The organism is Streptomyces sp. Tu6071 (assembly GCF_000213055.1).
GTDB classification, from domain to species: domain Bacteria; phylum Actinomycetota; class Actinomycetes; order Streptomycetales; family Streptomycetaceae; genus Streptomyces; species Streptomyces evansiae.
The window spans coordinates 4,223,814-4,247,450 of sequence record NZ_CM001165.1; the positions used below are offsets into that span (position 1 = coordinate 4,223,814).

10 protein-coding genes are annotated in these 23,637 nt (G+C 71.1%); 6 read left to right on the forward strand and 4 right to left on the reverse strand.

Going from position 1 to position 23,637, the window contains the following annotated elements; genetic code table 11:
* Window positions 1-17: 17 nt before the first annotated feature.
* Together STTU_RS17615 and STTU_RS17620 are read right to left on the reverse strand one after the other, a co-directional pair.
* Window positions 18-452, reverse strand: coding sequence for a hypothetical protein (locus STTU_RS17615; protein ID WP_007825269.1), 435 nt, complete (start codon window positions 450-452; stop codon window positions 18-20).
* A gap of 266 nt (window positions 453-718) precedes the next feature.
* The gene (locus STTU_RS17620) at window positions 719-1,840 is read right to left on the reverse strand and encodes an ABC transporter ATP-binding protein (protein ID WP_010267471.1); all 1,122 of its coding nucleotides are present in this window, start codon (window positions 1,838-1,840) and stop codon (window positions 719-721) included.
* A gap of 418 nt (window positions 1,841-2,258) precedes the next feature.
* On the opposite strand from STTU_RS17620, the gene STTU_RS17625 reads away from it, so the two are divergent.
* From STTU_RS17625 to STTU_RS17635, 3 genes are all read left to right on the forward strand, one after another.
* Window positions 2,259-3,215, forward strand: a complete 957-nt coding sequence (locus STTU_RS17625) for a hypothetical protein (protein WP_007825273.1) — start codon at window positions 2,259-2,261, stop codon at window positions 3,213-3,215.
* A gap of 193 nt (window positions 3,216-3,408) precedes the next feature.
* Entirely contained in the window at window positions 3,409-4,167 is a 759-nt protein-coding gene (locus tag STTU_RS17630) for a hypothetical protein (protein WP_007825275.1), read from the forward strand.
* Window positions 4,151-5,095, forward strand: coding sequence for an inositol monophosphatase family protein (locus STTU_RS17635; protein ID WP_043255537.1), 945 nt, complete (start codon window positions 4,151-4,153; stop codon window positions 5,093-5,095). Before STTU_RS17630 ends, STTU_RS17635 begins: the two co-directional genes overlap by 17 nt.
* A 22-nt stretch (window positions 5,096-5,117) precedes the next feature.
* On the opposite strand, the gene STTU_RS17640 is transcribed toward STTU_RS17635, so the two are convergent.
* Window positions 5,118-6,281: an SLC13 family permease gene (locus STTU_RS17640; RefSeq protein ID WP_007825279.1), complete on the reverse strand. Its 1,164-nt coding sequence runs from the start codon at window positions 6,279-6,281 to the stop codon at window positions 5,118-5,120.
* Between the two features lie 294 nt (window positions 6,282-6,575).
* Here STTU_RS17640 and STTU_RS17645 point away from each other — a divergent pair, with 294 nt between their 5' ends.
* Together STTU_RS17645 and STTU_RS34970 are read left to right on the forward strand one after the other, a co-directional pair.
* A complete protein-coding gene (locus STTU_RS17645) occupies window positions 6,576-12,440 on the forward strand; it encodes a TIR domain-containing protein (RefSeq protein WP_007825285.1) in 5,865 nt (1,954 codons plus the stop codon).
* Window positions 12,441-12,588: 148 nt separating this feature from the next.
* Window positions 12,589-13,515 carry a cytochrome P450 gene (locus tag STTU_RS34970; RefSeq protein WP_007825286.1) on the forward strand — a complete coding sequence of 309 codons (927 nt, stop codon included), beginning with the start codon at window positions 12,589-12,591 and terminating at the stop codon, window positions 13,513-13,515.
* 414 nt (window positions 13,516-13,929) lie between these two features.
* Here STTU_RS34970 and STTU_RS17655 read toward each other — a convergent pair whose 3' ends face one another.
* Entirely contained in the window at window positions 13,930-16,905 is a 2,976-nt protein-coding gene (locus tag STTU_RS17655; RefSeq protein ID WP_234019257.1) for an FG-GAP-like repeat-containing protein, read from the reverse strand.
* Window positions 16,906-17,447: 542 nt separating this feature from the next.
* On the opposite strand from STTU_RS17655, the gene STTU_RS17660 reads away from it, so the two are divergent.
* On the forward strand, window positions 17,448-23,588 hold the full coding sequence (locus STTU_RS17660) for an RHS repeat domain-containing protein (protein ID WP_234019258.1): 6,141 nt from the start codon (window positions 17,448-17,450) through the stop codon (window positions 23,586-23,588).
* Window positions 23,589-23,637: the final 49 nt, after the last annotated feature.

The following is a 23,637-nucleotide window of genomic DNA, read 5'->3' on the forward strand; positions in this document are numbered from 1 at the left end:
TGCCGCCGGGGCCCGCGTCAGCCCTGCATCGTCGCCACGCCCGTCGCGTACGCCGTGTCGCAGACCGGGCGGGCGAAGGACTGGGCGCGGTTGGGGCCGTAGGCGCGGACGGCCGCCTCTCCGAGGGAACGGGCGAGCGAGACGCAGTGCTTGGCGAGCGAGGGGCGCTCGTGGATCGCCTGCTGGAGGTGGGTGAGGGCGATGCCCGGGTCCTTCTCCTGGAGTTCGGAGAGGAGCTTGGTGCGCAGCACCTCCTCGGGTGCGCGGCGCTTGTTCTTCGCGTCCGCGCCCGCGGGCGAGGAGGCGTCGGAGGCGGAGGCGGTGAGCGTGGAATCGCTCGACCCCTGGGTCGTCCAGCTGACGTGCGTCACGGCGAGCGTCCCGGAGAGCACCAGGACGACGGGCAGGACGAGGGCGAGCGTTCGGCCGATGCGGCGGGCGGTGTAATTCACGCGGGGAAGCGTAGCGCTCCGTGCTGATATAGCGACATTTAGTCACTCTATCGAGTGAGGTAATTCGGTGTTTCGTGGGTATGGAAGTTGACTTCGCAGGTCGGGGAGGGGGTGCTCCAGGGTGCTTCGGCAGGTGCCGGACAGGTGTGGACACGGCGAGGGCCCCGCCCTCCCCACTGCGGGGAAGGACGGGGCCCGTTGGCGCGTGGTTGCCTCTTCGGCCCGTACGGGCCCGTAATGCACCCGTACGAGTGAAGGCAGCGGCGTCAGTCGCTCAGGCGCTCGCCCGTCGAGGTCGCGAAGACGTGGCTCTCGCCGGGGCGCGGGACGACGTGCAGGACCTCGCCCTTGGCCGGGACCGCGCGGGAGTTGCCGCGGATGACCAGGTCCTTCGTCTCGCCGCCGATCTCGACCGTGCCGAAGATGAACGCGTCGGCGCCCGTCTCCTCGACGACGTTGACGGTGACCGGGAGACCGGCCGGGGCGTCCTTCGTGAGACCGGCGCCGGAGCCCTCGGTCTGCACGTCGAAGTGCTCGGGACGGACACCGACGGTGACGGTCTTGTCACCCTTGTCGGAGGCGGCCTTGAGCGCGTCGCGGTTGACCGGGACGACCGAGTTGCCGAACTTCACGCCGCCGTCGGCGATCGGGACCTCGATGAGGTTCATCGCCGGGGAGCCGATGAAGCCGGCGACGAAGAGGTTCGCGGGCTTGTCGTACATGTTGCGCGGCGAGTCGACCTGCTGGAGCAGACCGTCCTTGAGGACCGCGACGCGGTCGCCCATCGTCATGGCCTCGACCTGGTCGTGCGTGACGTACACGGTCGTGATGCCCAGGCGGCGCTGGAGCGAGGCGATCTGCGTACGGGTCGAGACACGGAGCTTGGCGTCGAGGTTCGACAGCGGCTCGTCCATGAGGAAGACCTGCGGCTCGCGGACGATCGCGCGGCCCATCGCGACACGCTGGCGCTGACCACCGGAGAGCGCCTTCGGCTTGCGGTCGAGGTACTCGCTCAGGTCGAGGATCTTCGCGGCCTCCTCGACCTTCTTGCGGATGTCCGCCTTGTTGACGCCGGCGATCTTGAGCGCGAAGCCCATGTTGTCGGCGACGGTCATGTGCGGGTACAGCGCGTAGTTCTGGAACACCATCGCGATGTCCCGGTCCTTGGGGGGCAGGTGCGTCACGTCGCGGTCGCCGATGCGGATGGCGCCGCCGTTGACGTCCTCCAGACCGGCGAGCATGCGCAGCGAGGTGGACTTGCCACAGCCGGAGGGGCCGACGAGGACGAGGAACTCGCCGTCCTCGATGGCGATGTCGAGCTGGTCGACAGCGGGCTTGGTACCGCCGGGGTAGATGCGGGTTGCCTTGTCGAACGTCACAGTGGCCATTGCGGGCCCCCTTCACCGGCAGGAACGTGCCGGACGATCCGAGTAAAGAGAGGAGAAGTGGTGTAGTCCACACGGGTGAACTGCGGGTGACGCTACCCCGGCGTCTGCGGATTGTCAGTAGTCCAGGTCATGTGATGTTCAACCGGCGCTTCACCTCCCCTCTTCGCCCCGCTTCTCCCGGACGCGCCGGTCGCCGGTCGCGGGGTGGGTGGTCACGCTCCGGAAGATGTGCGCCACGGGCGGTCGCGTCGACAGGTCCCGCGGCGCGGCTCCCGCAGCCCGCTCGTGGCACGTCACGCAGCCCGTCGGGCACCCCTCCCGGGATCCCTCGCGGCGGCTGAAAAGGCGTTCTGGTGGGCTCGCCACCCCGCACCTACCATCGGTCCGGTCGGAGCGGACGGGGGACGACGGGGGGACCATGGCTGGCGGACCGGGGGAGCCGGGGCGCCTGGAGAGGCTGCTCAACTGGATCGCGCGGAACTTCGAGCTGCTGCTCGCGGTGCTCGGCGCGATCACCGTCGGCGTCATGGACCTGTTCGGCGACTCGCTCGGCGAGGACGCCACGGCCGGGGCCACGGTCCTCGTGCTCGGTGCCCTCGCCGCCGGCTCGCTGCGCCAGCGCCGCCGCGACGAGAACCTCGCCGACGCGGTCCACGACATCCAGCGGGCCTTCGAGGGCATGCAGATGGTGCGCTCGCTCACGGGCAGCGAGATCGGCGCCGAGCTGCGCAAGGCGCGCGAGCGCAGCGACTTCTGGGCCTTCAAGGGCGGTACGGGCACCTATCTGCGCGCCGTGACGCTGCCGGAGTGCGTGGAACGGGCCCGGGGCAACCGCTCCAACCTGACCTTCACGATCGACATCGTCGACCCCGCCGATACCCCGGCCTGCCGTGCCTACGCCCGCTTCCGCCGCTCGTACGCGACGACGGAGGGCTCGTACGAGCCGGAGGCGTGGACCGAGGAGCGGACGAGCAAGGAGTCGTACGCGACCGTCCTCGCCGCCGGGTGGCACCTCCAGCGCCTGCCCGGCATGACCGTGCACCTCTACTTGTCGTCCACCGCGCCGACCCTGCGCTTCGACGTCTCGCAGTCCCGGCTGATCATCACGCAGGACGACCGCGCCCGGCCGGGCCTCCTCGTCACCGAGAACCACCCGCTGCACCGCTACTACAGCGTCGAACTCCAGCAGAGCCGCAACCAGGCCCGCAAGATCGAGCTCGGCCAGGCCCGCGCCCTCGACAACGACCCGACCAACGACCAGGCGCGGGCCTTCTTCGAGGACCTCGGCCTGCCGCTGCCCACGACCTTCTCCGACACCGACGTGCGGCAGATCGTGGAGAAGGCGCTGCACGCGGAGAACCCGTACCCGATCTGAGCCGCACCGAGCCGTACGCCCCCGTCGCAAGCCGAGCCCAGCCGTCAGCCGCACGCCGCACCGAGCCGCAAGCCCCACGCCGCACCCAGCCGTGAGCCGCAAGCCGTCAACCGCACCGAGCCGCAAGCCGCACCGAGCCCTACCCGATCCGATCCGAGCCGCACCGATCCGAGAGGCCAGGCCGCGCCACGCCATGGATCTGCCCCACGGGATAGACATCGACTACGACGCCCTGCACGCGCTGCTCGCCCCCGGCGCGGGGCCGCCGCCCGCGGACCGTACCGTCGCGAGCGACCTCGCCGCCGCCGCGCTCCGTGCCGTCGCCGAGGGGCGCTGGGACCTGCCCGCGATCCGGCACCCGCTCGGCTTCCTGTGCCTGCCGGTGCTCAGGGACGGGGCGAAGGGGGTGTGCGTGCACCTCTTCGACGGCGACGACGCGGAGGAGGACGCGGGGGGCGCGGACCTCGGGGACGGCACGGGCGGGCGGGACGCCGGGGGTGGGCCGGGCGGCCGGGCGCCCCTCGTCCACGCCCACAGCTGGTCGCTCGTCAGCCTCGTCCTCCTCGGGCGCGTGACGAACCGCTCCGTACGCGTCGTCGACGACCCCGTGGCGCCGACGCACCGCGTGTACGAGGTGCGCAGCGGGCCGGACGGCACGGACGAGGTGCGGCGCACCGCGCGGCTCGTGCGCGCGGAGCCGGGCGGCTCCGAGCGGAGCACGAGCGGTGACGTCTACGTCGTCGGGCCCGGCGAGTTCCACGCGACGGTGGTGGGCGGCGGCCGGCCCGCCGCGACGCTCGTGCTCGGCGCGACGCTGCCGGGGCGCAGCGACATGTCCCTGGGACCGCTGCGCGGTGAGGGGCACCGCTCGGTGCGGGAGATCTGCGACCGGGAAGAGACCGTCGTGGCGGTGCGCGCCGCTCTGAGGAGGATCGATGGACCGGGCGACTGAGGAACAGGGCGACTACGCGGCCGAGTTGCAGGTCGCGCTGGCCGCGGCCGAGGAGGCGGGGCGGATGCTGCGCGCCCGCTTCGGGGACACGTGGCGCATCGGCGTCAAGAGCGAGGACGGCGACGTCGTCACCGAACTCGACCTGGCGGCCGAGCGGATCGTGCTCGGCAGACTGCGCGAGGCGTTCCCGGAGGACCGGGTGTGGTCGGAGGAGGCCGGGGTGCTCGCGGGCGCGGCGGACCGCACGTGGCTCGTCGACCCGCTCGACGGGAGCAACAACGTCGCGATCGGGCTGCCCACGTACGCGGTGGGCATCGGGCTGTGCGTGGCCGGGGCACCCGTGCTCGGCGTCGTCCACGAACCGCACACGGGGGCCACGTGGCACGCGGTGCGGGGCGGCGGGACGTACGGGCGCGGGAGGCGGCTCGGCGCGGACGGCGAGGGTCCCGTCCTGGCGGCGGGGCCCGTACCTGCGGCGGGGCCCGTATCTGCGGCCGTCTCCGTACCTGCCGCCGAGACGCTGCCCCCCGACGTCGCCGTGCCCGCCTCCTCGCCGCGCCTCGTCGTGGCCTGGACGCAGGGGCACTCGGTGCGCAAGGACGACGCGCTCGCGGAGGCGTTGCGGGTCGCGCTGGAGCGGCGCACGCGGCGCGTGCTCGCGCTGTGGGCGCCGCTGCTCGGCTGGTCGATGCTGGCGCGCGGGACGATCGACGGCTTCGTGGGGTACTGCGCGGAGGCGGTGGACTTCCCGCCGGGGGCGCTGCTCGCGCTGGAGGCGGGCTGCGAGTTCCGTACGCTCGAAGGCGGCCCGTTCCGCGTCGGCTTCGCCGGGCCCGACACGACGCGCTGCTTCGTCGCGGGGCGCCCCGGGGTCCTCGACCGGCTGGTGGCGCTCACGCGGGAGGCGGTGGGGGCCGCCGTGGTGTGACCACCTTACGTACGGGCCCTGTTCAGCTCGTCAGGACGAGTGCGCCCGTCGCCGCCGCCGTGCCCGTGAGCGCGAGGACGAGCCCGGTGCCGACGAAGCGCGCGAGGGGCACCTTGACCCCGGCGGTGCGGCAGCGCTCGAACCACAGGAGGGTCGCGAGCGAGGCCCAAGGGGTCACGAGCGGACCGACGTTGGTGCCGATGAGGAAGGCGAGGAGCTGGTCCCTGTTGCCGTCGGGGACGGCGGCCTCGCCCGCGAGGTAGACCGGCAGGTTGTTGAGCACGTTGGAGAGCCCGGCGCCGACCGACGCGGAGCGGAAGAGGCCGCCCGCGCCCTCCTCCGTGCCCATCGCGTGCGTCAACAGCGTATGCAGACCATGGACGTTGACCGTCTCCACGACGAGGAACATGCCCGGCACCATGATCAGCAGGCGCCAGGGGACGAGTGACAGGCGCAGTTCGCCGGGCCTGCGGAGCGCGAAGGCGACGACCACGACGAGCGCGGCGGCGAGCGAGTCCGCCCACAGCGGCACGGGCGCGACCAGGATCGCGACGAGGAAGCCCGCGCAGGCGAGGGCGCACGTGCGGAAGAGGACCGGGTCGGCCGGGCGGAACGCCGTTGTCGGCACGTAGACATCGGCGCCGCGCCGCCCGCGCCTCCAGTACATCGCCCACAGGCACACCGCCGTCGCCGCGATGACGGCCGCCTGCGGGGCCCACATGCGGGCGGCGAGACCCCCCGCGGAGAGCCCGACGCGGTCCGCCGCGAGGAGGTTCGTGAGGTTCGAGACGGGGAGCAGGAGGCTCGCGGTGTTGGCGAGCCACACCGTCGTCATCGCGAGCGGCAGGGGTGCGATGCCGACGCGCGCCGCCATCGCGAGCATGACGGGGGTGAGCAGGACGGCCGTCGTGTCGAGGTTCAGGATGAGCGCCGTCGCGGAGGCGAAGAGCACGCAGAGGCCGAACAGGCGTGCGTAACTGCCCTTGCCGACGCGTGAGATCCCCCCGGCCAGCACGTCGAACACCTGTGCCCGGCCGGTGAGTTCGGCCATGACGATGACGGTCGCGAGGAAGGCCAGGAGGGGTGCCGTCCGGCGGGCCACGTCCCCCGCCGCGTGGGTGGGCAGCGCGCCCGTCGCGAGGAGGAGCAGGCCGCACGCGAGCAGGGCGCAGGCCAGCAGGTCCAAGGGGTGCGGGCGGCGGCGCGGGGGTCTGGGTGTCGGCACGGCGACAGGTTCGCACATGCGCGCGGGGGCGAAGAAGGGTGCGCGGGAGCGGGGCGGCGGCGTGGGGTCCGAACGGTCGTACGGGTCCGTGCGGGCCCGCTGGGGCCCGTGCGGGTCCGTTCCGGCGCCCCGTACCGCACGCGTGCCCGCCCGGCGACTGTACGTACCCCGGCAGGTGCCGACTCGTCCCCGTAACCGGGACTTTTGGCCGGTTGTCCACCGGCGGGGGGTTACCCGGGTTCCTAGGATGGTCGGATGGTGACGGGCAGCACGGACGCGGCGCAGCGGCAGGCCACTTTCTTCATCAGTTACTCCCCGGCCGACGAGGCGTGGGCCTCGTGGATCGCCTGGACGCTGGAGGAGGCCGGGTTCCGCACGGTGATCCAGGCGTGGGACTTCGTCGCGGGCAGCAACTTCATCGACTACATGGACCGCGGCGTGAGCGAGTCCGTCGCGGTCATCGCCGTCCTCTCGCGGAACTACCAGGGCTCGCGGTACGGGCGGATGGAGTGGCAGGCGGCGCTGCGCTCCGAGCCGGACCAGCCGGACCGCAGGCTGCTCACCGTGCGCGTGGACGAGGCGCCCGTCGAGGGGCTGCTCGCGACGATCACGTACGTCGATCTCGTCGGCGTCCCGGACGCGCGGACCGCGCGCGGGCTGCTCCTCACCCGCGTCGGACAGGCGCTGGACGGGCACGCGCGCCCCGGCAGCAGCCCCGCGTACCCGGGCTCGGGCGGCGCCGTGACCGCCCCGGTCCCCGCGCAGTCCTGGCGGCAGCCGCTCACCGGGGGCGGCGAGCGGGGCGGGCGGCGGCGGCCCGGGACCGCCCCGCACTACCCCCCGGCCGTGCCGGGCGGCGCGCGCCAGGAGGCCGTGAACATCCTGCACCTCGCGGGCCCCGAGTTCGGGCGCGGGCGCGAGCCGGAGGAACTGCTCAGGGACATCCAGAGCGACCTCATCGAGCTGCGCGACACGGGCGCTCCCGCGCCTGAACTCGTACTGGTGTCAGGTGATGTGACGGCTTCGGGCTCGCCGCGCAACTGCGCGCAGGCGCTCGACTTCCTCACCGGGCTGCGTGCCCAACTGGGCCTCGCCCCGGGCCGCGTGCTCGTCGTCCCGGGCAACCAGGACGTGAGCGAGGCCGCTTGTCAGGCGTACTTCCACACGTGCGAGGCCGACGAGATCCGCCCGCAGGCGCCCTACTGGCCCAAGTGGCGCCACTTCAGCAGGCTGTTCGGCGAGCTGTACCAGGGGCTCGACGCCGTCTTCGGCGCCGACCAGCCCTGGACGCTCTTCCCCGTCCCCGAACTGCGCACCGTCGTCGCCGGGTTCAACTCCTCGATCGCGCGCACGCACCGCCTGGAGGACCGGTACGGGCTGGTGGGCCGGGCGCAGGCCGCGTGGTTCGCGGAGGCGCTGCGGCGCTACGAGGACGAGGGCTGGCTCCGGGTCGGGCTCGTCCGGCACCCGCTCCTGGCCCCCGCCCGGACCGGCGGGAACGGGGGCGAGGGCCCCGGCCCGCTCCGGGACACCGAGGTCTTCCAGCGCCTCCTCGCGCCCCGGCTCCACGTGCTCCTGCACGGCCCCGGCGGGGACGGCCGGGGCCAGGGCGCCGTGCCCACGCACGGCGAACTCCCCTCCGCCACCGGCACCTTGCCGCTCTTCGGTGCCGCCGGACCGGCGCGATTCAGCCTCCTGCGCATCGGCGCGCAAGGGGTCGAGCGCTGGTCACCGCGGACGGAGGGGGCCACGGAGGGCGCCGCCGTCTTCCCCGTCGACTGGCGCGCGGCGCCCCGCTTCCCCGGCGGCGCGGAGGACGAGGAGGGCCCCGCGCGGGACGCCGCGCACTCCGACAACCGCGCCGTCAACGACCCCGGCGCCCAGCTCGCCGAGCGCGTCAAGGACGTGCTGCGCGCGCGGCGCCCCGGGGTGCGCCTGCGTGACGTACGCCCCGCCCTGCCCGAGGACCTGACGCAGGTCGTCGCCGCGTGGGACGAGGACGGCGTCGTACGGCTCCTGCGCGTCGCCGTCCAGCCCGGCACCCTCACCGACGCCGACCTCGACCGCTTCCTCGCCCAGGCGCACGCCGACGACGCGGGCACCGAGGCCGAGCTGGTGTACGCGGGCGAGCGCCCCGAGCCGGGGCTGCGCGAGCGGGCCGCGCGCGGCGGGGTGCGGGTGCGCAGCTTCCTGGAGCTGCAAGGGCTCATCGACCTGCGCGAGTACGTCGCCGCGCAGACCGCCGAACTCGCGGGCGACGGTGCCTACGCACCCGAGTTGTACCTGCCGCAGCGCTACCGCGACGAGATCCACCCCGGCGACGAGGAGGGCGAGGACCTCGTCGAGGAGATGCTCCGCCTCCTGGAGACCGACCAGGGCCGCGTGCTCCTCCTCCTCGGCAACTTCGGCCACGGCAAGACCTTCGCGCTGCGGGAACTGGCCCGCCGCATCCCCGAACGCCTGCCGCACCTCGCCCCGTTGCTCATCCCGCTCCGCTCCCTGGACCGCTCGCACAGCCTCGACGGGCTCGTCGCCGCCCACCTCGCCAACCACGGCGTCGACGTCATCGACCTGCGGGCCCTGCGCTACATGCTCCGCCAGGGCCGTGTCGTCCTCCTCTTCGACGGCTTCGACGAACTGGTCAACCGCGTCAGCTACGAGCGCGCCGCCGACCACCTGCACACCCTCCTCAACGCCGCCGTGGACCGCGCCAAGATCGTCATCAGCGGCCGTACCCAGCACTTCCGCTCCCGCGAGCAGGTCCTCACCCCGCTCGGCGAGCAGGTCGGACTCCTCCCGCAGCGCCGGCTCCTCTCCGTCGAGGGCTTCACCCCCCACCAGATCCGCCGCTACCTCACCAACTACTACGGCGACGAGCCGACCGCCGCCCGCCGCTACGAACTCCTCCTCGGTATCCCGCAGTTGCTCGACCTGTGCGGCAACCCCCGGCTGCTCAGCTTCGTCGCCGCGCTCGACGAGGACCAGGTACGGGCCGTGGCGCGCTCCGAGGGCACGCTCAGCGCGGCCCGGCTCTACGAGGACGTCTTCAGCACATGGCTGCGCTTCGAGGAGCGGCGCGGGCAGGGCGGCCCCGGCGCGGCGCCCGGACTGGAGCTGGACCAGCTCTGGCGGGCCGTGACGGCGATGGCGCTCAGGCTCTGGGAGAGCGGGCGCGGGAGCCTGCGGCTCGACGAGCTGACCGAGATCGTCGCCGAGACCTTCGGGCGCGGCAGCGACGGGATGCTCTTCGCGCAGGAGGCGCAGGCGGTGGGCGCGGGCACGCTCCTCATCCGCGTCGACGACGGCATCTTCCACTTCATCCACGAATCGGTCATCGAGTGGCTCGTGGCGAGGGAGGCCGCGCGGCGCCTCGGCGAGGACGACGACGCGCTCCTCGCCCGACGCGAACTCTCCCCGCTCGCGGTCGAGTTCTTCTGCGACCTGGCCGACGGGGAACGCGTCACCGCGTGGGCGCGGCAGACGCTGGAGAGCCCGGGGCAGGGAGCGGGCGAGGCGGGGGCCGGTACCGGCGGGGCGGGCGCGGGGAGCCGCGCCGCGCAGGGCGCCACCGACGCCGCCCGTACCAACGCCTACCGCATCACCCGCCGCCTCCGCGTGCCCGCCGACGTCGACCTGCGGGGCGTGCACTTCCCCGGCGAGGACCTCTCCGGGCGCGACCTGTCCGGCCTCGACCTCACCGGCGCCAACCTCACGGACGCCCAGCTCACCGGCGCCAACCTCTCCCACGCCGTCCTGCACGGCGCGCGCCTCGGCGGCGCCCGGCTCGACGGCACCGACCTGCGCGAGGCCGACCTCCGCCACGCCGACCTGCGCCGCGCCCGCCTCATCGGCGCCGATCTGCGCGGCGCGCGGCTCGCCGGGAGCCGCTGGCGCAGGGCCGTCCTCATCCGTACCGAGATCGACGAACAAGCAGCCCGTTCAGCGGAGTTGGCCACCGCGACGATCGCTCCGGGGATGCCCCTGGAGACGGTCCTGCGCCCGGCCGCCGTGAGCGTCCCGTACGGCTTCAGCAGGCAGCAGGGGCGGCTCCCCGAGCCCGTCGCGTACAGCCCGGACGGGGAACTCCTCGCGGCGGGCAGCCAGGACGGCTCCGTCCTGATCTGCGCGCCCGAGAACGGCGAGGCGCTGCGCGTCCTGCACGGCCACACCGACCGCGTCTACGCGATCAAGTTCCGGGACTCGGTCCTCGCGACGGGCAGCGCGGACGGCACCGTACGCCTGTGGGACCCCGTCTCCGGCCGCTGCCGCGCCACGCTCTCCGTGCACCCCGACGGCGTGTGGCCCATCACGCTCAACGCGACCGGCACGGTCCTCGCCACGGGCGACGGCGACGGGGTCGTACGCCTGTGGGACACCGCGAGCGGCGAGCAGACGCACGCCTTCCCCGGGCACACCGTCCTCGTCTACACGACCGTCTTCAGCCCCGACGGGCGCACGCTCGCGACGGGCGACAGGAGCGGCACCGTACGCCTGTGGGACACGGCGACGGGAGCGCTCGTCGCGAGCCTCGGGCCGCACCAAGGTCCGGTTTTCCGCGTCCGGTTCAGCCCCGACGGCACCCTGTTCGCGACCGCGGACGAGGGCATCGACGACCACGGCACCGTACGGATCTGGCGCGCCTCCGACCAGCGGCTCCTGCACGAGATGCACGGCCACACGGGACGCGTCTACACCCTCGACTTCCACCCGGACGGCGACCTCCTCGCGAGCGGTGACACCGACGGCGGCGTACGCCTGTGGGACCCGCGCACGGGGCTGCCGGGCCCGGCGCTCGACAAGGGCGCGGGCGGCGTCTACCAGGTCGTCTTCGCCGACGACGGACGCCACCTCGCCGCGTGCCACTCCAACGGCGCGGTCCGGCTCTGGCAGCTCTCGGCGGGCCACGAGGGCTACGAGGCCGCCCCCGAGCGCTTCCAGCCCACCCCGCACCAGGGCTCCGCCTGGGCCTGCCGCTTCCGCCCCGACGACACCCAGCTCGTGACGGCGGGGGACGACGGCGTCGTGCAGATCTGGGACGCGGCGACGGGCCAGGGCAAGCCGATCCTGCGCGGGCACGGGCGGCGCGTCAACGCGGTCGCCTTCGACGCGACGGGCACGCGGCTCGCGAGCGCGGGCAGCGACGGGACCGTACGCCTGTGGGACGTGGCCACCGGGCGGCGGCTGCACGAACTCGTCGGCCGCGGGGACCGGTTGATCTCGGCGGCGTTCAGCCCCGTCGGCACCGTCCTCGCCACGGCGGGCAGCACGGGGCACGTCTACCTGTGGGACGCGGACGGCGGCGCGTTCCTGCGCGAGCTGGACGTCGAGACCGACCGCACCTGGGCGGAGGCGTTCAGCGCGGACGGCGAGGAGATCGCCACCGCCAACGACGACGACTCGGTGCGCCTGTGGCGCCGCGCGACCGGCTCCCACGGCCTCCAGCTCGACGGCCACCAGGGCCGGGTGCGGTCCGTCGCCTTCGCGAAGGACGGCGCGACGATCGCGACGGGCTGCGACGACGGGCGCGTACGGCTGTGGCACACCAGGGGCGGCGCCCTCGCCGCGACCCTGAGCGCCCACACCGACCGCGTCTACGCGGTGGCCTTCGGCCCGGACCTCTCCTGGCTCGCGAGCGCCTCGTGGGACGGCACGGCTGTCATCTGGCGCGACGGCGCCGCGCGGCACGTACTGCGCGAGCACACGGGCAAACTGTGGACGGCCGCCGCGCACCCCACGCTCCCCCTCCTCGCGACAGCGGGCGACGACCGCGTCATCCGCCTGTGGGACCCGGCGACGGGCGCGCGCGTGGGCGCCCTCACCGGCCACAGCGGACGCGTCTACTCCCTCTCGTTCAGCCCCGACGGCGGACACCTGGCGAGCGCGGGCGACGACGGAACGGTGCGGCTGTGGCGGGTGACTGGGGACGCCGTCACGCCGAAGGCGACGCTCGTCGGCGTCCAGGGCGGCTGGGCGGCCTTCACACCGGACGGCGGCTACAAGGCGGAGGGCGAGGTGGGCGGCGAGTTCTGGCACGTCGTCGGCATGACGAGGTTCGCCCCGGGCGAGCTGGACCGGCACTTGCCGGGGGCGCGGAGGCTGGCGCGGGGGGAGGAGCTGTGAGGGGCGGTGTGACGGGGGTGTCGGAGGAACTGTGAGGGGGGCGGTGTGACGGGGGCGTCGGAGGAGCTGCGAGGGGCCGCCGGGCGCTCCGAGCGGCGGGCCCGGTCCTCCCGCCCGGTGCCGGGCCCGGCGGTGGGAGGCTGGGGACATGAGCGAGCCCGCGCGCGACGACACGTCCCCGTCCCGTGCGGCGGCGCGTTCCGCGTGCCCCGTACGGCCCGTCCCCAACGGGCCCGGACGACGGGACGGTTATCTGGTCACCGGCTACGCCGAGGCCCGGCAGGCCCTCGGCGACGTCCGGCTCTCGAAGGACACGGCCGCCTTCTTCGCGGGCAGGGAATCGACGCGTGACCCGCGCCCCGCCTTGGCACACCACATGCTGGCCAGCGGCCCCCCCGGGCACACCCGGGTGCGGAAATTCGTGACCGGGACCTTCACCACGGGGGCCGTCGCCGCGCTCCGCCCCGCGATCGCCCGGATCACGGACACGCTGCTCGACCAGTGGCCCCCGGGCGAGCCCTTCGACTTCGTCGCCGGGCCCGCGGCCCCTCTCCCCGTCGCCCTCGCCGCGCTGCTCCTCGTCGCAGGCCACGAGACGACCACCAACCACCTCGGCAACGCCCTCCTGGCTCTCCTCCTGTACGCCGCCGAGCGCGACCGCCTCCGCGCGCACCCCGACGCCGTCCCGGCCGCGCTCGACGAACTGCTCCGCTACGACTCCCCGGTCAGCACGGCCACCTTCCGCTTCACGACCGAGCCCGTCACGCTCGGCGGCACGGAGATCCCCGCAGGCCACCCCGTCCACATCGCGCTCGGCGCCGCCAACCGTGACCCCGCCCGCTTCGCGGCCCCGGACACCCTCGACGCCGCGGGACACCTCGCCTTCGGCCACGGCATCCACCGCTGCCTCGGCGCCCTGGCAAAGGCGGAGGCCGAGATCGCCCTGGGGGCGGTACCGCGCCGCTTCCCCGATATCCGCCTCGCCGTCCCGCCCGAACACGTCCGCTGGCGCCGGACCCGCCCGGTCCGCGGCCCGGAGTCGCTTCCGGTCCGCCACGGGCAACCGACCCCGTAGGAAGCGGGCCGACGCGAACAGCGAAAGCCCAGATCAGAGGCGGTCCGAGCAGCGGCTTCAGACCGTCGAGTTCGTGCGCGGCGCATGCACGGAACCTCAGCGCAGCTGTCGCGGGACAGCTACGTCTCACGCCGATCGCCGAAGGTCCACAAGGGGTGTGGGGCGCCGCCGCACGCCTTGCGGCAGTGCGGCCCGCGGTCGGCTATTCCGTGGCCGGACACCTCGATTGCTCCGGCGAACACCGTGGTCCTTCGGATGTGGGGGGCGAATCCCGTCTCGACGGAGTCGGGCAAGCCCAGAGTGCACATCCGCAGTGGCCCTTGCGCCGGGCGTCCGTGTGCGACGCGGCCCGGCTGCTCTCGCTGGGCAAGGGACAGCCGGGCCTTCTGCCGCATCGGCATTGCTGTTGCGGGTTCAGCTGATTGCGCGGAAGGGAGCGAAGTCAGCGGGCATGTCGACCTTGGTCGCCTTGCCGGTGGCTGGGTCCCGGTGTCCGATGAGCTTCGTGCCGGAGGCGCCCACCTGGGTGTACCAGAGGTCGAAGGCGCCGCTGTGGTCGGCGTCCCCGGGGGAGGTGAGGAGGGGGTTGGCGGTGGTGGTGAGGGTGGTGGTCATCTTCACCCCGTGCGCGAGGTCGGGCAGTCCGTCGTCGTCCGTGCCGGGATAGATGTACACGTCGCCGGTGCTCCGGTCGCGGGCGCCGAGGTCCACGTGTCCGTCGCCATCGGTGTCGCCGGGCGCGAAGAGATCCATGCTCGCCCAGGCGTTGTCACCGAGCAGGACGGGATCGTGCTCGGTGTCGAGGCGGTTGTCTTCAGTGGCGTAGTAGAGCCAGAGCTGCTCGCCCTGCTTGACGAGGAGATCAGGGTGCCCCGGGGTGTCAGGGGTTCCGTCGCCGTCGTAGTCGAGGGCACCGTCGACGTCACCGATGGCGAGGATCTGGTCGGCGTTCTGCCAGTGGTTGTTGCTGTCTTCGTAGACGGTGAGTTCCTGGCGGGCTCCGCCGTCCTCTTCGGTGCAGTCGGTGCAGGCGAAGCCGTAGCCGTTGTTCGGGTGGATCCACAGACGGTCGGCGTCGGCGGTGTCGTCGTGCCGGGCGGCGATGAGGTCCTCGTAGCCGTCGCCGGTCCAGTCACCACGGTGGGTGACGCGCACGCCCTTCCAGTTGGAGTGGGAGGCTTCGTTGGCGACGTCCGCCACCGTCCCGTCACCGGCTCCGTACATGCGGTGCAGGACCTCGTCCTTGTCGATGGCCCAGAGGTCGGGGTTGCCGTCGCCGTTGATGTCGCCGGGCTGGTCCGCCTGTTCGAGGCCGAGGACGAAGAAGATGTACGTGGCCGCGTCCGAGACATTGCCGGCCTTGTCGATGCTCTGGGCGTACAGCGTGTGCGTCCCTGCGGCTGTGGGGGTGAGCTTGGCGCTGACCGAGCCCCCTGCGGCCGAGGGTGTCAGGGCGTGCTTCGTGGTGTCGGAGTCGGTCCAGTACTGGTACTTGGCCACGTCCTTCACGCCTCCGCTGGCGATCGTGAAGGTCCCGGGGGCGCGGACGCGGCCGGTGGTGGTCGGTACGCCGTCCGAGCTGTCGGGGAAGTCCTTCGAGGTGACCGTGGGCGGTGTGCTGGGTCGGTTGGGGTCGAAGACGAAGCGGCAGCCCGCGGCCCCGAGGGTGGGTGTCCAGTCGGACTTGGCGGTGGCGTCGCTCGCCTGGGCCTTCCAGGAGAAGTTGCCGTTCGCGTCGTTCAGGTACTTGCTGAGCGTGGCCTTGGGGACCTTGACCTTCGCGATGGTCCCGGAGGTCACCGAGACGGTCTGGTCGAAGAAGACCTTGGCCTTGTCGTCGTGGTGGCCGGTGGCCCAGAGGTGGAAGCGGGCGGTGACGGTGCCGCCGTCCTTGTCGCTGACCTTGGCGGTCAGGGTGACGTCGGTGTTGCCGATGAGGCCGTAGGGCGCCGTGTCACCGCAGCCCTTGCTGTTCTTGGTCGACGGAATGGTGTCCAGCCCGGTGGGGGCGCTCGGCGGTGTGTTGTAGGTGGTGGACATGACGGCGGACTTGGCGTCGAACTTCTTCCAGCCGTAGACGTCGCTCTCGTTGTCCGCCGACAGCTCCAGGGTGATCGTGTTCCACTTGCTGGAGGCCGCGTCCTTGGCGCCCTTGGTGATGTCGAACGCGAGGTTGCCGCCCGGGCATCCGGAGCCCCAGCCCTTGGCGTCCGTGACGTCGTCCATCTTCTCGCGGCGCGTGGGGCGCTTGTTCCAGGTCGTGGAGGCGCCGATGACGGCGGTGCGCCACAGGTTGACCTTGCGCTTGGTGCACGACCAGGACCAGGTGTTCTTGATCCGGAACGTGGACTTGGTGACCTGCTTGTCCGTGTTCCACAGGTTCTTGGTGTTCATCCGGAAGTACGAGCGGGCCAGGCCGTTGGTCTCGTCCTCGTAGCCCGCGCGCGCCTCGTTGGTCGTCTTGCCCGAGCCGCCCCAGCCGGCGCCGTTGAAGAACGAGCTGTTGGGGTACTTCTTGTAGGCGATGGTCCAGGAGTAGCGGGAGCCGTCGACATAGGGGTCGATGTAGACCGGGTACTGGGTCTTCTCGCCGTTCAGCAGGTCCTGGTCCGGGTGAAGCCGCAAGTTGTCGCCGTCGATGCTCACGGGCATGGCCGCCTCGTTGGCGCCGTGCGGTGGTTCGAACTCGCTTGTGTCCGCGGCGGTGCCCGCCTCCTGGGCGGTGCGGGCAACGACGGGGTTCGAGGTGGTGGTGCTGTCCCACATGCGGGGCGTGGGCGCGGTGAAGACGAGCTGACCGGTGGGGTTGAGCGCGCTCATGTTGCCGTGCTCATCGGCCTGGAGTGACACGCCGTCGGACTCGAGGGCGTAGGTGAGGGTCTTCAGGGCGGGGTCGGAGGCCGCTTCGGGACTCTTGATGACGAGTAGCTGGGCGAAGCCGGTCGCTCCTGCCCGAAGCTTGAGGTCGACATCGGGAAGCACGTCGGGGTATGTGGCGGTGTCGTCGGCGATCGTCGGTGACGGCAGAGGCATGGGCCACGTGAAGGTCAGTGTGCGGCCGTCCCGCGTGATCGAGGCGAGCGTACGGTCGCCACCGCCCCCGAAGCGCATGCCGACGCTCGTGGCCTGCGGCCGGAGCGCGCCGTCCGGCTCCCGGTGGAGCCGGGTGTCGATGTCGACGAACGCGCCATTCTGCCGCGTCCACTGGGCGACGGCGTACCGGTCCTCGGTGAACGTCCCGTCAGGGTTGGCGAACACCTGTGATGTCTCGGTCCTGCGCGCGAGCACCTCTACGGAGTCACCGTTGTCGGCCGCCTGTTGAGCTGCCTCGGCCTCCGGACTGTCCGCGAGGCCCTGCCCCTGAGAGGCCCCTGCTGCGGTGGCCGGCACGGCCGCGGCTGTGAGCGCCGATGCGGCAACAAGAGGCAGAAGAAGGCGAGTTGTAAATCTCTTCCGCCTCCAAAGAATTCTCTTCATTACTTCTCCTATACGTGACCTTCACGAATGCGATCGCGGCGGACTTTACCTCCCCGGTGCCAGGGGTGCGTGGCCTGGCCCGCTGCGCGGCGGCAGCTTAGCGCTCGCTTCTGTCCACTTTATGGAGATTTTCGCGGTGCATGTCAGCCCAAAATGCCAGATGGGCTTCCCGTGTTGCTATTCCATGAGGAATAACAACATTTGCGACATTCTAAGTGTGTGCGGGTCGAAATTAGATGAGAGTCTGGTGGCATCTTTCGCGAAGTCCTTTACTGTTGCTAAATTTTCCGACTGCATATTGTGAAGAGGAAGGGTGTGTTGTGCTCGAAAAGCGAAGAGCCTCGCGGGGTGGAGGACGCCGTCGTGAGACGGGCCCGGGGAGAGGCCGACGACGGATCAGGTGGGTGGCCGGTGGCCTCGCCGGTCTGCTGGGCGCGGGGCTCATCGGAGGGCCTGTGGCTGAGGCGGCCGGGCTGAACCTGGTGGACCTTGTGCGGCAGAAACCCGTGCCGACCTCTGACGCGAAGACACATGGTCTCCAGATCAAGGACGAGACGCAGGGGCGTGCGTGGAAAGCCCCCGAAGTTGCCTGGCCGAAGGCCGGCGCCACCGCCGTGACGCTGCCCGGGACGGGGCGGACGCGGGTGAAGGCCGATGGCTTGCCCGTCGAGATACGTCGCGCGAAGGCACAGGAGGGACCGAGCAAGGCTGACGTCCAGCTCCTGGACCGCGAGACGTCGCGGCGCATGGGCATCGAGGGGATGGTCCTCGCCGTGCGCCCGACCGCGGGCATGGCGGGCAAGGCCAACGTGCGGGTGGATTACCGGGCGATCCGTGGAGCGTACGGAGCCGACTGGGCCTCGCGGCTGACGCTGAAGCGGCTGCCCGACTGCGCGCTCGACGCACCGGGTTCCGCCCACTGCGGCACGGGCGAACCACTCGCCTCGGTCGTGAACGACACTGCCGCCGGTACCGTCTCCGGAAACGTCTCCCTCGGCAAGGCTGAGAGGGAAACACAGGCCGACCCGGTAACGACCGCGCCGTCCACGACCCGCTCGGCGACGGGTCTTTCGGCTGCGCGCGGTACGGTCCTGCTGGCCGCGACGGCGTCCGCGTCGGGTGCTGCCGGTGACTTCGGTGCCACGTCGCTGGCTCCTTCGTCGAACTGGTCGGCCGGTGGCTCCAACGGTGGTTTCACGTGGTCGTACGATCTCGACACCCCTGAGGTCCCGGGCGGTGTCGAGCCCGAACTATCGCTCGGCTACAACTCGCAGTCGGTGGACGGCCGTACGGCGGCGACGAACAATCAGGCCAACTGGATCGGTGACGGCTGGTCGATGGAGCCGGGCTACATCGAGCGCCGGTACATCTCCTGTTCGGACGACGTGAAGGACGGCAATGGCACCGACAAGAGCGGTGACCAGTGCTGGAAGTCGGACAACGCGGTCCTGAACCTCGGTGGCCAGTCGAATGTGCTCGTCAAGGACGACACGAGCGGTCAGTGGCACCTGGAGAGCGACGACGGCACGAAGGTCGCCAAGCTCAGCAGCACGGACCGGGGCAACGGCGACAACGACGGCGAGTACTGGCGGGTGACCACGCCGGACGGCACGCGCTACTACTTCGGCTACAACCGCCTGCCCGGCTGGAGCAGCGGCAAGCCGGAGACGAACTCGACGTGGAACGCGCCGGTGTTCGGCAACCAGAAGGGCGAGCCCTGCCACGCGGACGCGTACAAGGACTCGTGGTGCCAGCAGGGGTGGCGGTGGAACCTCGACTACGTCGTGGACCCGCACGACGACGCGATGGCCTACTACTGGCAGAAGGAGTCCAACTTCTACGGCCGCAACGTCAACCCGGACACGGGTGCGTCGACGGCGACCACCTACGACCGTGGCGGCTGGCTCGACCACGTCGACTACGGGCTGCGCGCCGACTCCGTTTACAGCGAGAAGGCCGCCGCCAAGGTCGCGTTCACGACCTCGGAGCGGTGCCTGAGCGACTGCGGCACCTTCGACTCCGCGCACGCGAAGAACTGGCCGGATGTCCCCTTCGACCGGTACTGCAAGAGCGGCGAGGAGTGCAAGGACCGCTACTCGCCGTCGTTCTGGACGCGTAAGCGGCTCACGAAGATCGACACCTCGGTTCTCGTCGGCGACGCCTACAAGCCGGTCGACTCCTGGGCGCTGGCGCATCAGTTCCCGTCCACGGGGGACGGTTCCTCTCCCGCACTGTGGCTCGCTTCGATCGAGCGGACAGGTCACACCGGCACGGGCGATGTGACGCTGCCGAAGGTGACGTTCAAGGGTCAGCAGCTCGCCAACCGTGTGGAGGGGGCCACGACCGGTGGCCGCCCCGATCCCGTACCGCCACTGGTCCGCTACCGCGTCTACGCGGTGAACACCGAGTCGGGTTCGACGCTCGGTGTCACGTACTCGGCCCCGGACTGCAAGCCGGGCGTCATGCCCAAGCCGGAGTCCAACAACCGGCGTTGCTACCCGGTGATCTGGTCCCCGCCCGACTCCCCGGGCGCGGAGTACGAGCCGTACCTGGACTGGTTCCACTCCTACGTCGTCACTCAGGTCCTGGAGAGCGACAACACCGGCGGCGCTCCGGTCAAGGAGACGGACTACAGCTACCTGGACGGGATGGGCTGGGCGAAGGAGGAGGCCGACGAGTTCACGAAGGCCAAGTACCTCACCTACGGCGACCGCAAGGGCTACGGCCGTGTCCAGGTCCGTACCGGCGCCCCCGCCGAGGGCAAGCAGACCCTGACCGAGTACCGCTACTTCCGCGGCATCAAGGACGCCAAAGTCACCGATCACGAGGGCACCGCGGTCACCGACCACCCGGCCTTCGCCGGTATGACCCGTGAGGAAGCCACGTACAGCCAGGACGGCGGCACCCTCGAATCCACCACGAGCTACACCCCGTGGCACTCGGCAGCTACCGCCACCCACAAGCGCGAGGGGCTGCCCACGCAGTACGCGTACGCGACCGGCGGCGCCACCGACGTCTCCCGCACGTCGCTGGGCGAGGGCAAGTGGCGTACGACGCGTACCGAGCGCACCTTCGACGACAACGGCCAGCCGCTCACGGAGTCGGAGCTGGGCGACACCGCGAGGGGCGGCGACGAGGAGTGCACCACCACCTCGTACGCCAAGAACGTGGACAAGAACATCCTCACCCTCGTCAAGGAGGTCAAGACCACCGCCAAGGCCTGCGGCGAGTCCACCTCCCTGCCCGACGACCTCATATCCGTCGAGCGGCACTACTACGACGGCGCCACCAGCCTCGACACCGCACCCGCCACGGGTGACGTGACACGCCTGGACGAACAGGACGACAAGGGCACCGGCTACCTCACCACTGCCACCCACACCTACGACCAGCACGGCCGTGAGCTGAGCGAAACGGACGCGGACGGCAAGACGAGCAAGACCGCCTACACCCCGGCCACGCTCGCCGCGCCGACCAAGGTCACCGAGACGAACGCGCTCGGCCACGTCACCACCACCGAGTACGATCCCGCCCGCAACCTGGCGACCGGTGTCGTGGACCCCAACGGCAAGCGCGCCGACGCCGAGTACGACGGCCTCGGCCGCACCCTGCGCGCCTGGACACCGGCCTGGCCCAAGAGCGCCCATGCCACACAGCCGGTCCAGGAGTTCGCGTACACCGTCTCCACCACGGCGGCGAACGCCGTCGCGACCAAGTCGCTCCAGTACGACGGCTCCTATGTCACCACCTACGACATCCTCGACGGCCTGCTCCGTAGCCGCGAGACCCAGGCGCCCGCGTACGGTACGAAGAACCGTCTGATCACCGAGACGCTCTACGACACCCGCGGCAACGCGTACAAGAGCTACGACTCCTACTACGCGGACGGTGCCCCCGCGGCCGCGCTGACCAGTACACCGGACAACAAGGTCCCGTCCATGACGGAGAACCTGTACGACGGGCAGAACCGCGTCACCGATTCCATCTCCCGCAAGTTCGGCGACGAGACCTGGCGCACCCGCACCCAGTACGCGGGAGACCGCACCACGGTCATCCCGCCGGCGGGCGGCAAGGCGACCACGACGGTCACCGACGCCCTCGGGCGCACGAGTGAGCTGTACGAGTACACGAACGCGGCCCGCACGGCCTCGCAGAAGACCTCGTACACGTACGGCAAGTGGGACGAGCCGGTGAAGGTCACCGACCCGGCCGGCAACACCTGGACCCACACCTTCGACGCGCGCGGCCAGGAGGTCCGCACCGACGACCCCGACAAGGGCACGACGACGACCGGCTACGACAAGCTCGGGCGCGCCACGGCGGTCACCGACGCGCGAGGCATCACGCTGACCACCACCTACGACGCGCTCGGCCGTGAGACATCGGTCAAGAAGGGGTCCACGACCCTGACCAGCCGCGTGTGGGACACGGTCGCCAAGGGCCAGCCCACTTCGAGCACCCGAGTGGTGGACGGCAAGGAGTACACGAGCGCGACGACCGCGTACAACGACGATTACCAGCCCACCGCCAGCACCGTCACCATCCCCGACCAGGCCGGACCGGTCGCGGGCACGTACGACTGGACGTTCGGGTACAACAAGTACACCGGACAACGGGAATGGGTGAAGCAGCCCGCTGTCGGCAACCTGCCCAGCGAACGCGTCACCAGCGTCTACGGCGAGGGAAACCTGCCCTTCAAGACGACCGCGGGAGCCCTCGTCCTGGTCAACAACACCACGCGTGACGCCTGGGCCCGCCCGACCCGGCTCGAATTCGGGCCGCTCGGCAAGAGGCTCTATCGCAGCCGGATCTACGACGAGCAGACCGGTCGCCTCACCCGGCAGATCACCGACCGGGACCTCGCCCCGCAGCGTGTGGACGACTCGTCGTGGACGTACGACGACGCGGGGAACATCACCTCGCTCACGACCGCGTCCGGGCAGGACACGGCCCGCACGGTCGACACGCAGTGCTACACCCAGGACGCACTCGGCCAGCTAACCGAGGCCTGGACGGCCACGAAGGACTGCACGGCCAAGCCCTCCTCGGCCACGGTCGGCGGCCCCGCCGCGTACTGGCAGTCCTTCACCTACGACGCGGTCGGCAACCGCACCGAGCAGGTCGATCACCAGAGCGGAGCGACCACCACCTACACGCAGCCCGAGCCCGGCAAGACGTTGCCGCACGCGGTCCAGACCGCGACGGTCAAAGGAGGCGCGGACGACGGCCGCAAGGACACCTTCGGCTACGACAAGGCGGGCAACACCACCACGCGCGCGCTCGGCACCCGTGCGCAGTCTCTGGTCTGGGACGACGAGCAGCACCTGAAGTCGCTCACCGAGAACGGCAAGAGCACCGATTACGTCTACGACGCGGATGGCTCACGCCTCGTCGCCCACCAAGCGGACGGCAGCACGACCCTGAGCCTGCCAGGCGGCAACGAACTCACCGTCACCGCAGCGGGGGCCAAGGACGCCACCCGCTACTACACCCACGGCGACGAGACCGTGGCCGTGCGCACAGGGAAGGGATTCAGCTACCTCATCAACGACCACCAGGGCACGGCGCTGACCGCCGTCACCGCCGGAACCCTCCTCATCACCCGCCGCCGCCAACTCCCCTTCGGCCAGTCCCGCTCGGAGGACTCCGAAACCATCCCCGGCACCCGAGGCTTCGTCGGCGGCACCGACGACCCCACCGGACTCGTCCACCTGGGCGCCCGCGAATACGACCCCACCCTCGGCCGCTTCCTCTCCGTCGACCCCGTCATCGACGAAACCGACCCGGCCCAGATGAACGCCTACTCCTACGCCCACAACAACCCCATCACCCAGGCCGACCCCGACGGTCTCCGCCCCGACGGCCCCGCGGGCGGCGCCACCTACAACGACGACCGCTGGGCAGCCGACCGCGGCATGACCGCCGGCTACACCAAGAAGAACGGCAAATGGGTCTGGAACCAGACCCCCAAGAAGGACAAGGCATCCCAGAAGAAATACGCCGCCTACAAGGCCAGCCCCAGCACCTACAAGGTCTTCCACTACGACGCCAAGAAGGCGGCCGCAGCAAAGGCCCAGGCGAAGAAGCGCGCAGACAAGAGAAGAGCGGAAGAGAAAAAGAAAGCCGACGCTGAACGCCGCAAAAAAGACGGTATATGGGGGTCCCTCAAGAAGGGGAACTGGGGGAACGCGTTGACAAACCTGAAAGAAGACAGCACACAGGCGGCCGCTGACGCGGCGAAATGGACATGGAAAAACAGGGGCACCATCGTAAAGGTCGCGGGCGGAGCCGCCTTTGTGGCCTGTACCGTTGGCACTGCAGGAATTTGTGCACCGATCGCTGGGGGTGCTTTCGCCCTTTCTGTTGGCAACCGGTCATATAGCCTCGCAACCAGTAGAAGGTCCACGAAGGACTGGCTGGCCTTCGGCTCAGGCGTTGCTTTCGACACCGTGGGGTGGCGTGTTAACGCAGTTCGCGAGCCTGCCCTCTTCGTAAAGGGTGGACTGAAATTCCTGCCCAGTATATCGACGCGGGCGGGGCAGGCGAGACTTTACCAACAGACCGCTGCGCTCACGTGGGGAACCTTGGGCTGGTAGAATTCGGATACGGTCGGCGGGAAATCTGGCCGAAGAGTACCCGCCGGCC

Excerpts from the sequence above, each read along its gene's own strand:
- STTU_RS17620 (WP_010267471.1), bottom strand. The coding sequence starts at position 1,840 with ATGGCCACTGTGACGTTCGACAAGGCAACCCGCATCTACCCCGGCGGT.
- STTU_RS17625 (WP_007825273.1), top strand. The coding sequence starts at position 2,259 with ATGGCTGGCGGACCGGGGGAGCCGGGGCGCCTGGAGAGGCTGCTCAAC.
- STTU_RS17630 (WP_007825275.1), top strand. The coding sequence starts at position 3,409 with ATGGATCTGCCCCACGGGATAGACATCGACTACGACGCCCTGCACGCG.
- STTU_RS17635 (WP_043255537.1), top strand. The coding sequence starts at position 4,151 with ATGGACCGGGCGACTGAGGAACAGGGCGACTACGCGGCCGAGTTGCAG.
- STTU_RS17645 (WP_007825285.1), top strand. The coding sequence starts at position 6,576 with ATGGTGACGGGCAGCACGGACGCGGCGCAGCGGCAGGCCACTTTCTTC.
- STTU_RS34970 (WP_007825286.1), top strand. The coding sequence starts at position 12,589 with ATGAGCGAGCCCGCGCGCGACGACACGTCCCCGTCCCGTGCGGCGGCG.